The organism is Amycolatopsis sp. NPDC031561, assembly GCF_055580625.1.
Genome location: NZ_JBVILA010000016.1, coordinates 62,832 through 75,658 on the forward strand (window position 1 = coordinate 62,832; position 12,827 = coordinate 75,658).

Genomic DNA, 12,827 nt, shown 5'->3' on the forward strand with positions numbered 1-12,827 from the left:
GCACGGCTCGGTGTGATCGTCCCGTCGCAACTAGAGGACTAAACGCGGGAAGAGAGGAACTCCTCGAAGGTGCCGACTCCGGTCGCGTTCTCCGGCGTCAGGTTCCCGCCCGCCCGAAACGCCCGGAACGCCTTGCCGGGCAGCCACAGTGGCACGATCGGTTTCCGGCGTCCCACCGAACGCTGGTAGGCCTCCGCCAGGTCACGCGCGGTCCGCACCTCCGGGCCACCCAGATCCGGCACCCGCCCGGCCGGCTCACCGGAGGCCAGCGCGACCAGCCGGTCCGCGACGTCGCCGGTGCTGACCGGCTGGAACCGGAAGCCGGACGGCATGAACGTCACCGGCAGCCGCCGCTGCACCTCCGACGCCCGCGCGACGAGGTCGTGGAACTGGGTCGCGCGCAGCACCGTCCACGGCAGACCGGACTCCTCGATCACCTTCTCCGAGGCCAGCTTCTCGTCGTAGTAGAAGAACCGGATCACGTCGATGCCGACGATCGAGATGTACACCAGATGCGGGCCACCCGCCCGCCGCGCGGCCTCGGCCAGGTTCCGCGTCACCTGTTCGTCCCCGCGGCCCAGGGTCGAGGCGCAATGGATGATCACCGACACACCGGTGACGGCCTCGGCGAGACCGTCACCGGTCCGCAGATCACACCGCGCCCATTCATGGGACTCGCCGGAGGGACGCGGCCGACGGCTCATCACCCGGACAGGCAGTCCCTCGGCGGACAGCCGCCGCACCACCTCACGGCCGAGATCGCCGGTACCGCCGGTCACCAGAATCGGTTTCGCCACCATGGTCCTCCGTTCACGAGAGCTTCCACCCTCAAGAACCGGTGGGCCGCCCGGAACGTGACAGCTGCCGCGAGACGAACGCGAGTTTGTCCGGATTCGCGACCGCGCGGAGCCCGGCGATCCGGTCGTCCGTGACCTCGAACCCGAGGATGCCGTACAGCACGCCGCCGACCGTCGCGATCACCGCCGGCCCGCCGTTGACCTCGCCGATCTCGATCGACACCTGCGCGGCACCCGCGTACATCCCGGCGTACAGGCGCGCGACCTTCGCGGCGCCGCGCACCGGACGCCGGGCCGCGGTGACCTTGCCGCCACCGTCCGACCAGGCCGTGACGTCGGTGGTGAGCAGGCTCTCCAGGGCAGGCAGGTCACCGTCCCGCGCCGCCGACAAGAAGCTTTCGACGAGTTTCTCCAGCTGCGACGGGTCCGGAACCCGTCGCTCGTCCGAGCGGTTCAGCGCCCGCCGGGCCCGGCTGTGCACCTGGCGCGAGTTGACCTCGGAGACGTCGAGGATCGCGGCGATCTCGCGATGGCTGTAGGCGAAGGCCTCCTTCAGTACGAACACCGCCCGCTCGACCGGGCTGAGCTGTTCCAGCAGCACCAGCATCGCCAGCGACACCGAATCCCGCTGTTCCGCCGTCTCCATCGGACCGAGCGTGTCGTCCGAGGTCAGGACAGGTTCGGGTAGCCACGGCCCGACATACCGCTCCCGCTGGACCCGGGCCGAGGTCAGCCGGTTCAGGGAGAGATTGGTGACCACCTTCGCCAGCCACGCCCGCGGCGACTCGATCGACCCGCGCTCGGCACCTGCCCACTTCAGATAGGCGTCCTGAACGGCGTCTTCCGCCTCCGCCGCCGAACCGAGGAGGCGGTACGCGAGCCCGAACATGACAGGCCGCAGGTGCTCGAATTCCGTTGCGCCGTCCATCTTCCCCTACGAATCCCGCTTTATTCCACTGTGGACGGTCCGAGGCCGGGGGTACCGCTCACCGGGATGGCCGTACCTGATCGGCGCTGATGTCCACTGTGACTGTATCGGTACGAATGGAACGTCTGCGTCACCACCGAGAGAGGGGTCTGGAGTGACGTCACGTTCGTCACGTTCGCGTGCCTCGTTGTGCGCTGCGACCGCAATGACAGTGTTAGCGCTGATCACAGCGCCCCAAGCCGGCGCGGCACCGGCACCAGGCGCCGTGCACACCACACCGGACCGATCCGGAAAGGACATCGACGTCAGAGACACGGCGAGAACCAGCCCGCGCGTCCTCGGCGCGCAGGACCGGCTCGCGGCGTCCCGGGCGAACTCCGTCGCGAAGGCGCGCGCGGAACTGGGCAACCAGGCCGTACTCGACTTCGACGAACTCACCGGCACCCCCCGCGTCCTCGCCCGCACCGACGGCTTCCTCACCGGCCCGAGCGGCAAAGCGCCCCGCGACATCGTGCTCGACTACCTGCGCGCGCAGGAAGGACTCGTCGGCCTCAATGCCGCCGACACCGCGAAACTGAGCCTGCGCAAGGATTACGTCGACGTCGAAGGCACGCACCACCTGTCCTTCACCCAGGCCGTCGGCGGGATTCCGTTGTTCGGCAACGGTTTGAAGGCACACGTCACCAAGGACGGCAGGCTGATCCAGCTGGACGGCTCGCCCGTGCGCGACCTTCCCGCCTCGCTGGGCACGGCCGCGCTCGCGGCTCCCGGCCCGGACTCGAAGCAGGTCGCGTTCCTCACCGCCGACGGGATCCGTCTCGCCTGGTACACGCTGGCCAAACCCGCCGTGGACAAGATGTTCCAGGAGGTGACCGACGCCGCGACCGGGAAGCTGCTCTACCGCAAGAACCTGGTGAACCACGCGAACGACGCCGACGGCGCCAAGGGACTCGCCTGGGAAGCCCAGCCGGGCCCGCAGAAACAGGTCAACCTGACACAGAAGGGCTGGCTGCCCGCCGACGCGAAGACCCTGGACGGCAACGTCGCGCACGTCGCCGCCGACGTCAACGGCGACCTGAAGTTCCAGCCCCAGGAAGAGGTCGGGCCGAACACCGACGGCACCTACCGGTACAAGTTCACCGACTTCAACGCCGCCGTCGGACCGCCCTGCTCGGCTGCCAGGCCGTGCTCCTGGGACCCGAAGACACCGGGCTCGTGGGCGAAGAACCGGGAACAGAACGCCGTGCAGGCCTTGGCCTACGTCGGGAGCTTCCACGACCACCTCGCCTCCTTCCCGATCGGCTTCACCCGCCAGGCGGGCAACTTCGAGAAGGTCGCCGGCGACGCCGTCCAGGTCCATACCCTGCTCGGCGCCCAGGAACCGGGCTACTACGACAACGCGTTCATGGGCACCCCGCCCGACGGCCAGGCGCCGACCATGGGGATGTTCCTGTTCCACGACCCCAGGGACCCCACCGACCCGTTCCTCGCGGCGAACTCCGCGGACGACGCCACGATCATCCACCACGAGTACACCCACGGGCTGTCGAACCGGCTCGTCGTCGACGCGCAGGGAAACTCCACTCTGAACGCCCTGCAGTCCGGCGCGATGGGGGAGGCGTGGAGCGACTGGTACGCCTTCGACTACCTCGTCGGCCGCAACGCGATCAAGGACACCTCGGCTCCCGGTGAGCTCCTCGGCGGCGACTACGTCAGCGACGGGAAACCCCTCGCCCGCACCCAGCCGCTGGACTGCCCGGTCGGCGCGGGTGCGCCGCAGTGTCCCGGGACGCCCGGAGCAGGCCCCGGTGGCTACACCTACGGCGACCTCGGCCGGATCCTCGGTTTCCCGGAGGTGCACGCCGACGGCGAGATCTGGGCGAGCACGCTGTGGGACGTCCGCTCGGCACTCGGCGTCCAGCTCGCGCGGGCGCTGGTCACCCGCGCGATGGAGCTCTCGCCCGCGTCGCCGTCCTTCCTGGACATGCGGAACGCGATCCTGCAGGCCGACACGGTGATCAACGGCGGCCGCGCGCACGCCAAACTGTGGAAGGCCTTCGCCGCCCGCGGCATGGGCTACTTCGCCGCGTCGATCACCGGCGCCGACACCGAACCGGCCGAGGACTTCTCCACGCCGCCTCCCGCGGGCACCCCGACCGGAACGGTGACCGGCAAGGTCACCAACCGCGAAGGCGGTGCCCCGATCGCGGGCGTCGCGGTCCGGTTCAGCGGCCACGACTCAGGTTTCGGCGGCTCGCTGTCCGCGGTCACCGACGCCGGCGGCGCGTACACGATCCCCGGTGTACTGCCGGGCACCTATCCGAAGGTCTACGCCTCCGGCGGTGGCGCGGACAGTGAGATCCGCGCGGTCTCGGTGCGCTCGGGTACCACCAAGGTCGACTGGTCGCTGCGGCTCAACTGGGCCTCCGGCACCGCGGGGGCCACGGTCGCCGGGTTCAACGGCGTCGACTTCACCCAGTACGGCTGCGGCCCCGGCGATCTGCTGACGTCTTCGGTGCTCGGCGGCGGTGGCTGGTCGACCGACAAGGTGGTCCGCCCCGACGGCACGATCGAGACCCGGTTCGTCACGATCAAGCTGGGCAAACCGGTCAACGTCAGCGCCATCGAGATCGACCCGGCCAACCACTGCGGCGACGATCCGCCCGCCGCGGCCAAGGACGTCACGGTCGAGACCTCGGTGGACGGCACGACCTGGGTGAAGGCGGGCACCGGCGACTTCAAGCCCGCCGACCTGAACAAGCTCAGCGCGCTCCAGCTCGCGCCGGGCAGCGGGACCGGGATCCAGTTCGTGCGGCTCACCGTTTCGTCCAACCAGCTGTCGTTCTACCCGGGCAACGCCTGCTCGCCGCAGCCGTCCACGGCCGGGTGCCTGTACATGGACGTGCAGAAACTCGCGGTGCGGGGTGTTCCTGCCTGATCCGCTGTGACCTGTCAGGAAAGGGGCTTTCAGGACGAAAAACGTCCTGAAAGCCCCTTTCCTGACACACCGGCGGCGGATGTCGTATGATCAACGCATCGGGGTAGAAACGTGCTCTCCGTTCTGAGCACGCGCATACACGGGTTCGAATGAACCGTCACTCCTTCACCTCGAAGGAGTGTTCATGTTGCGTTCCCCCACCTCCCTTGAACCCCGGTCCCTGGCCGAAGTGTGGCCCGCGCTGGCCGGGCTCTCGGCCGTGTTCCTGTTCGAGATGCTCGACAACTCGATCCTCAACGTCGCGCTGCCGACCATCGGCCGCGAACTCTCCGCCTCGACGACCACCCTGCAATGGGTGACCGGGGCGTATTCCGTCGTGTTCGGCGGGCTGATGCTGGCGTTCGGCGCGCTGGCAGACCGGGTCGGCAGGCGCAAGATCATGCTGGCCGGGCTCGTCCTGCTCGGGGTGGCGAGCCTGGCCACGATGTTCGTCACCGTCGCGTGGCAGCTCATCGCGGTCCGGGTCGTCATGGGCATCGCGGCGGCGATGACGACACCGGGGTCGCTCGCTCTCGCGTTCCGCCTGTTCGACGAAGACATGCTGCGCGTCCGCGCGACCACCCTGATCTCGACGGTGGGCCTGGTCGGTCTCGCCATCGGCCCCACCGTCGGCGGGCTCGCGCTCGCCGTCGCGCCATGGCAAGCCCTGCTGGTGGTGAACGTGCCGGTCGCCGCGCTCGCGTTCATCGGCATCCGGAACGGCATCCCCGCCGACGATCCCGCCGAGCTGCACCGCGATCCGATCGACATCGCGGGCGCCGTGCTGGGGACCGCGACGATCGTCCTCACGCTTCTCGCGCCCACGCTCTTCGTCGAAGCAGGCACCGCCTCGGCTCTGCCCTGGGGTACCGCCGCGGCCGCGCTCGTCGCCGGAATCGGCTTCGTCCTTCGCGAGAAGACGGCCCGCTATCCCTTGCTGGACTTGAAACTCGTCGCCAGGCCCCTGGTGTCCAGCGGACTGGCGCTCAAGGCCGCGGCCGGGCTGGCGACCGCCGGGCTGAGCTACCTCGTGACCCTGCACCTGCAGTTCGGCCTGGGCTGGGCACCCGCCCAGGCGGCGATCGGGATGCTGCCCCAGGTCGTCGTCCTGATCGCCGGCGGCGCTCTCGTCGGCCCCCTGGTCACCCGCGTCGGCCTCACCAAGGCCGCCTGGCTCAGCGCAGGTGCGGTCGTGTGCGGCCTCGCCGTCTACACCGCGTTCGGCGGCTTCGGCTACGTCTGGATCGCCCTCGCGCTCGCCCTCGTCGCAGCGGGGATGCGCGTGGTCGGGGTCGTCGCGGGCACCAACGTGATGCGCGGCCTGCCACCGAACCGGACCACCATCGGGGCCGCGCTCGTCGACACCGCCAGCGAAGTCGCCACCGGGATCGGCATCGCGCTGGGCGGCACCATCCTGGCGCTGGTCTTCCCCGGCGCGCTGACGACGGCCCTGCACACGGCAGGCTTCCAGACGGCGACCACCTACGCCGGACTCGCCCTCACCCTGCTGTCCGGGGCCCTCGTCGGGTTCGGCATCCTGCGCGGACGTCGTCCCGAATAGACGTGAAGGCCCCCTTCACGGGGAAGGGGGCCTTCACGTACTTACCCGAGGACTACAGCTTCGCGCACTGCCCGGCGGACGGACCGCGGACGGTGTTCTGCAGGTCGTAGTCCGTCGGAACGGGGGAGTTGGCCGCGCACGCCAGAGGTCCGCCGATCGTGCTGGAGGTCAGCACCGGCCCCTTGTTGGCCGTCAACGCCACCGGCCCGCCGATCTCGGTCAGTTCGATCGACACCGGCCCGGTCGACCCGGTGATCGCCACCGGACCGTTCACCTTCGTCCGGTCCAGCACGATCTGCGCCGCACCCGTCGCCGTCAGCGGCCCGGAGATCGACCCGCCGCGGACGATCAGGCTCGCACCCTGCGCCACCGAAACCGGGCCGGACACCGTCGCACCGTCCACACAGGTCACCCCGTTCCGGACGGTCAGCGGGCCCTTGTGCGCGGCCGTGATCGTCTGGGTGCACGCCGCGTCGGGCTTGCCGAGCACCTCGAACTCCGACAGCGACGCCTCCCCGCCCGTGGTCGCGGTGACCTCGAGCCGGTAGTGGGCGTAGTGCCCCGGGTTCGCGATCTTGAACGCCCTGGTCTGCTGACGCCACGGGAACTTCTGGTCGGTCCGCTGATCCGCGACCGCCCACGTCTTCCCGTCGTAGGAACCCTTCAGCACCCAGCTCTTCGCGTCGCCCGCACCCTTGCCGGAAGTCAGCGTGTAGAACGAACCCGCCTCCTTCGTCGAAGGCACCTGGTACTGGATCGGCGCTTTGACCTTCGCCTCGGTCCGCGACGTGTTGTCGAAGAACGCGGCGTCCCCGCCGGAGACCGGCTTGGTCAGGTCGTGCACCGGCGTCGGCACCGCGTCGCCCTTGGTGATCGACTTCGGCGCGTCGTCCGGGCCGGTACCCCACGACGACGGGTTCGGGCCCATGTCGAAGTCCAGCGTCCCGCCGTTCGCGATCGACGCGTGCGCCAGCGACGTCGAGGTCTGCGCCTTGCCGTTCACCTTGAGGCCCTGCACGTAGACGTTCTTCGCGCTGTTCTTCGGCGCGTTGACCACGATCTTCTTGCCGCCGGGCAGGTTCACGGTCGCCTTGGTGAACAGCGGCGACCCGATCGCGTAGTCCGAGCTGCCGACCTGCAACGGGTAGAAGCCCAGCATGCCGAACAGCCACCAGGCGGACTGCTCGCCGTTGTCCTCGTCACCGCCGTAGCCCTGGCCGAGCTCGCTGCCGACGTACAACCTGGCCAGTGCCTCGCGGACCTTCGCCTGCGTCTTCGACGGCTGACCCGCGTAGTCGTACATGTAGAGCGTGTGGTGCGCGGCCTGGTTGGAATGGGCGTACATGCCCATCCGAACGTCCCGCGCCTCGGTCATCTCGTGGATGATCCCGCCGTAGCTGCCGTACTTCAGGCCCGTCTCCGGGGTGGCGAAGAATTCGTCCAATTTGGACGCCAGCCCCGCTTTGCCGCCGAAGAGGTTCGCCAGGCCCTGGCCGTCCTGCGGAACGGAGAACCGCATGCCGTACGCGTTGGTCTCGGTGTAGTCGATACCCCAGACCTCCGGGTCGAACTGGCCCTTCGCCCGGGTGAACTTGCCCGCCGCGTCACGGCCCTGGAAGAAGCCGACACTCGGGTCGAACACGTTCACGTACTGCGTGGCCCGCTCGGTGAAGTACCCGTAGTTGTCCAGGTACTCCTGCTTGCGCGGGTCGTTCGCCGGTGCCTCGTCGTAGAGCTTCTTCGACATGTTCGCGATGGCGTTGTCGTTGACATAGCCCTCGATCGCCCACGAGAACCCGTGGTCGGCGGTGTTCGGCGCGTACCCGAGGAACGTGCCCTCGTCGATGCCCTTCCGGCCGACCGCCCCGTTGGGCGGGGTCACCGTGGCGTTCTTGATCGCGGAGTCGTAGGCCGACTGGACGTCGAAGCCCTTGACTCCCTTGAGATACGCGTCCGCGAAGGCGGCGTCCGAACTGGTTCCGGTCATCAGATCCGCGTAGCCGGGGGAGGACCAGCGCGAGATCCAGCCGCCGTCACGGTACTGCTGCACGAAACCGTCGACCAGCTTCCCGGTCGTGTCCGGACTGAGCAGCGAATACGCCGACCACACGGTGCGATAGGTGTCCCAGAAACCGTTGTTGACGTAGAACTCGCCGTCGACCAGTTTCGCCCCGGTCTGCGTCGGGGTGTCCTGTCCGGTCTTCGGCGACACCGGGCTCGCGTACTTCTTCACCGGCCTCTCGACGGTGCCGACGTTCTCGAAGCCCGAGTTCGGGTACAGGAAGAGCCGGTACAGGTTCGAGTACAGCGTGATCAGCTGGTCTTTCGACGCGCCCTCGACCTCGACGACCTTGAGCTTCTCGTCCCAGGCCTTCGCCGCCGTCTCGCTCACCGACTCGACGGTCGCGTTCGGGGCGAGCTCCTGCGCCAGGTTCTTCTTCGCCTGGTCGACGCTGATCAGCGAGGTCGCGATCCGCATGTTCACCGTCTTGTCGGCACCGGCGTCGAACTTGAGGTAACCGAGGACGTTGTCCCGCTTCTGGTCACCGGAACCGGTCGACAGCTTCGAGCCGGCGGTCACCGGCTTGTCGAAGGTGGCGTAGACGAACATCCGCGACGCGCCCGCCGACAGCCCGCTCTTCACGTCGCTGTAGCCGGTGATGGCCCGGCCCGCGGGATCGAGGGTCAGCCCGCCGTTGTTGTTGACGTTGTCGAAGAGCAGGTTCGAGTCCGCGCCGGGGAACTTGAACCGGTACAGGGCCGCGTGATCGGTCGGCGCGACCTCGGTCTTGATCCCGTTCTCGAAGTCGACGCCGTAGTAGTGCGCCCGCGCCGTCTCGTTGGAGTGCTTGAACGGCAGCTTCCGTGCCTCGCGATCCGGGTTCGGCACGCCGGACGCGGTCGAGGGAAGGAACTGGAAGGTCTGCCGGTCGGCCATCCACGGGCTCGGCGCGTGGCTCGCGGAGAACGCCTGCAGCGCAGGGAGGTTCTGCTCGTTGTTGCGCGAGTGGTAGGAGTACATCCAGCTCAACGTGCCCGCGTCGGTCGTCGGGATCCAGAAGTTGAACCCGTGCGGCACCGCTGTCGCGGGCATGTTGTTGCCGCGCGAGAACGACCCGTTCGACAGCGAACCGCGCGTGGTCAGCACGTTGTCGCTCGGGCGCAGGCTCGCCGGCGGTGTCGGAGTGGCCGAGACCTTGATGTCGTCCAGCCAGCCCTGCAACGAACCCGGGCCGCTCGCGTTGTCGTAGCCGACCAGGATCCGGTCGACCGTCTTGCCCTTCGCGACCACGCCGATCTGCGAGCGCACCAGGTTCCACTGGTTGGTGTAGAGCACCTTGCTCGCACCCTGGCCCTGCGGGGAAAGCCCGAAACCGTACTGGTCGACGGCGCCGAGCTGGCTCAGGTACGTGCCGTCGGTGAACGCCAGGTCCACCGCGACGTTCGTGCTCGGATACTTCAGGTCGCCGCGGATGAACTCCGGCTGCACCTTGTACGACAGCTCCGAGGTCGCAGCCACCGGGATGTCGACGTCGAAGATCTTGTTGTACGACCAGCCGTGCCCCTGCGCCTGGTGGCTGCCGGAGTAGCGGAACGCCCGCTTGCCGGTGAAGCCGACGCGGTTCTTGTTCGTGTAGCCGCCCGTCGGGCCGCTGTCGGCGAAGCTGCGCATGTTCGGCAGGGCCGGCGGCGCCGGGTCCTCGTTGGCCAGCAGCAGCTCCGAGAGCTGCATGATGTCGCCGCCGTTGTTCTTCGTGATGTTCAGCCGGAAGAACTTGTACGCGGCACTCGCCGCGGGCAGGCGGTACTCCTTGGCCTGGAACCGCTCCGAGAACTTCTGTCCGGTCTGCTTGTCCAGATCCGTCCAGGCCTGGCCGTCGGCGGAGCCCTGCAGCGTCCAGTCCTGCGGGTCGCGGTTGTCGAAGTCGTTCGCCGAGGACAGCGCGTACCGCGTGATCGACGTCGGCTCGGACAGCGCGACCTGCGCGAAGCCGGTGGGAGTCCAGGCAAGCCACTTGGTGTCGGTCGAGCCGTCAACCAGGTTCGACGCCCCCTCGTTCGGGGTGTTCTCGCTGTTGGCGGACGTCTCGGTGACCTTGCCGCGGATGTCACCGGGGATGGTGGTGGCGTTCGCGCCGTCGACGCCGAACGCCTTCGGCTTGCCGGACGGGTCGACGTCGACGGTGTCGCTCCACGTCGGCTGCGGTTCACCCTGTTCGAAAGAGGAGTAGAAGTCCGGCGGAGCTTCTTCGGCCGCGGCGGTGGCCGGGAGGGCTACCAGCCCAGACGCCACGACCGTGGCACTCAGGAGGCCGCAGACCAAGGGTCTGACGCTTCGGGGCATCGTTGCACCAATGCTTTCTCGCGGGGGCATGCTGGGCGCCGCACAGGCGGGGGACCGGGGACGCCAAGAGAGAAAAACTCGGTTGTGACATCGATGTCAAGACACTCGGACAAACCTGGCCCGAACTGGACAACCCGGATGCCCTCGCGAGCGCCTTCGAAACCCGGTGGACAACCTCCGGGGCCCGGGCCAGGGTGAATGAATCCGAGGAAAGCGATCCGGGAAACTGGGGTGGGGAAATGCGGCGGTTGTCCATGCTCGGCGTGGCAGCGCTCATCACGGCATGCTCGATACTCACGGCACCGGCGGCCACCGCCGGCGAAACCACCTTCCGACCGGTGCGCACCTGCGCCGACCTGGTGCGGACCTACGACGTGCCCGGCGCGGTCACGCACGTCAAGACCGCGACCGTGGTGCCGGCGACGGCGACCGAACCGGAGAACTGCGACGTCCGCGGCTACGTCGAACCGGCGGTGCAATTCCAGCTCCGACTGCCGACCAAGACCTACGCGGGCCGCTATCTGCAGTTCGGCTGCGGCGGGTTCTGCGGCGTCGTCACGACCCCGCCGTTCGCCGACTGCGGCCTGCCGCACGGCGGCGACGTCGCGGTCGCGGCCACCGACGACGGTCACGTCGGCAAGAGCGAGCTGATCTTCGACGACGGCAAATGGGCCGAGAACAACCAGGCCGCGCGCGACGACTTCGCGTTCCGGGCCCCGCACGTGGTGTCGAAGGCTTCCAAGCGCCTCATCTCGGCGTTCTACGGCGTTCCTCCGAAGAAGTCCTACTTCAGCGGTTGTTCCGACGGCGGTCGTGAAGCGCTCCTGCTCGCGCAGCGCTACCCGCACGACTTCGACGGCATCGTCGCCGGCGCACCGGCCGGCTACTGGGACCCGCTGATCGGGGCCTACCAGACCTGGCTCGCCAAAGTGAACACCGGCGCCGACGGCAAACCCGTCCTGACCGCCGAAAAACTCCCGGCACTGCACGCCGCCGCACTGTCCTCTTGCGACAAGGCCGACGGCCTCGGCGACGGCGCCATCGACGACCCGCGCACCTGCCGCTTCGACCCGGCCACGATCGCCTGCCCGACCGGCACCGACAACGCCGGCTGCCTCACCCCGGCCCAGGTCGAGGCCACCAAGAAGATCTACGCGCCGCCCACCGACGAACGCGGCCGCAAGCTGTATCCGGGCGGCCAGACCGTCGGCTCCGAACTGTCCTGGTACGGCTGGATCATCCCGGCGCCGGAATTCGGCGGCGTCCCGGCCGCGTACGGACTCGCCGACAACTACCTGAAGTACATGGCCTACCCGATCGGGACACCGCATTCGTCGGTCGACAAGTTCGCCTTCACCTCGCGTGAATTCGACAGGCTGACCCCGGAAGGCGTCCGCTCCAACGCGATGTCGACGGACCTGCGTGAGTTCCGGCGCTCCGGCGGCAAACTCGTGATCTGGCACGGCTGGGCGGATCAGGCCATCCCCGCGGCGGGCACCATCGACTACTACCAGCGGCTCACCCGTGCCAACGGCGGCCCCGCCGCGACGCGGGACTGGGCGCGGCTGTTCATGGTCCCCGGGCTGTACCACTGCGCGACCGGCGACAAGCTGACCGAGTACGACCCGCTGAAGGAACTGGTCTCCTGGGTCGAACGCGGCACCGCGCCGGACCGGACGATCGCCACCGGCCGCGACGCCGACGGCAAGGTCTTCCGCACCCGGCCGGTGTTCCCGTACCCGCTGCAGGCCAAGTACGACGGCACCGGAAGCGTCGACGACGCCGCGAACTTCGTGCCTGTCCCGCCTTCGCGGCCTTCGCAGGACATCGTGAACTGGGCCGGGAACGATCTGTACGGGAAGGCGGGTCCGGTCGCTCCCTAGCGCGCCTCGTGAGGGGTGTTCGCTGTTCCCAATGTCGCATTTGAGTCGCTGAGCGTCTCGAATGCGACATTGGGAACAGCCGACGCTGGGAGACCGCGCGATTCACCGTTCGCGTCTCCGGTTGGGGCGAAGGCGTTTCTTCGCCACGTCAGATGAGGTGAAGGGCCCCTTCGCCCCCGTGTCAGCTACTGGACGTGGCTGGTGAGCGTGTGAGGTGTTACCTGCGGTAGGGGGTGTGTGGGAATAGGGAAGTTCAACATCCCTATTTCCCCACCACTCCCCCCCCCCTTTCCGACCGGACCAGTCCCGCGGGAATTTGTGGGTTTCTTGTTTTCC

At 68.5% G+C, this 12,827-nt stretch carries 6 protein-coding genes; 3 read left to right on the plus strand and 3 right to left on the minus strand.

Annotated features, from left to right (window positions below):
- Window positions 1-38: 38 nt before the first annotated feature.
- Both ACZ5IK_RS27560 and ACZ5IK_RS27565 read right to left on the minus strand, forming a co-directional pair.
- Window positions 39-797: an SDR family oxidoreductase gene (locus ACZ5IK_RS27560; RefSeq protein ID WP_465490334.1), complete on the minus strand. Its 759-nt coding sequence runs from the start codon at window positions 795-797 to the stop codon at window positions 39-41.
- 31 nt (window positions 798-828) lie between these two features.
- Window positions 829-1,725 (minus strand): RNA polymerase sigma-70 factor, encoded by an 897-nt coding sequence (locus ACZ5IK_RS27565; protein ID WP_465490335.1) that lies wholly within the window; start codon window positions 1,723-1,725, stop codon window positions 829-831.
- A 265-nt stretch (window positions 1,726-1,990) separates the two neighbouring features.
- Here ACZ5IK_RS27565 and ACZ5IK_RS27570 point away from each other — a divergent pair, with 265 nt between their 5' ends.
- Window positions 1,991-4,663: a M36 family metallopeptidase gene (locus ACZ5IK_RS27570; RefSeq protein WP_465490336.1), complete on the plus strand. Its 2,673-nt coding sequence runs from the start codon at window positions 1,991-1,993 to the stop codon at window positions 4,661-4,663.
- 184 nt (window positions 4,664-4,847) lie between these two features.
- Entirely contained in the window at window positions 4,848-6,263 is a 1,416-nt protein-coding gene (locus ACZ5IK_RS27575) for an MFS transporter (RefSeq protein WP_465490337.1), read from the plus strand.
- 52 nt (window positions 6,264-6,315) lie between these two features.
- Here the strand turns inward: ACZ5IK_RS27575 and ACZ5IK_RS27580 are convergent, their stop codons facing one another.
- Window positions 6,316-10,608 (minus strand): GH92 family glycosyl hydrolase, encoded by a 4,293-nt coding sequence (locus tag ACZ5IK_RS27580; RefSeq protein WP_465490338.1) that lies wholly within the window; start codon window positions 10,606-10,608, stop codon window positions 6,316-6,318.
- Window positions 10,609-10,847: 239 nt separating this feature from the next.
- Between ACZ5IK_RS27580 and ACZ5IK_RS27585 the strand changes: the two genes are divergently transcribed.
- Window positions 10,848-12,491, plus strand: a complete 1,644-nt coding sequence (locus ACZ5IK_RS27585) for a tannase/feruloyl esterase family alpha/beta hydrolase (RefSeq protein WP_465490339.1) — start codon at window positions 10,848-10,850, stop codon at window positions 12,489-12,491.
- Window positions 12,492-12,827: the final 336 nt, after the last annotated feature.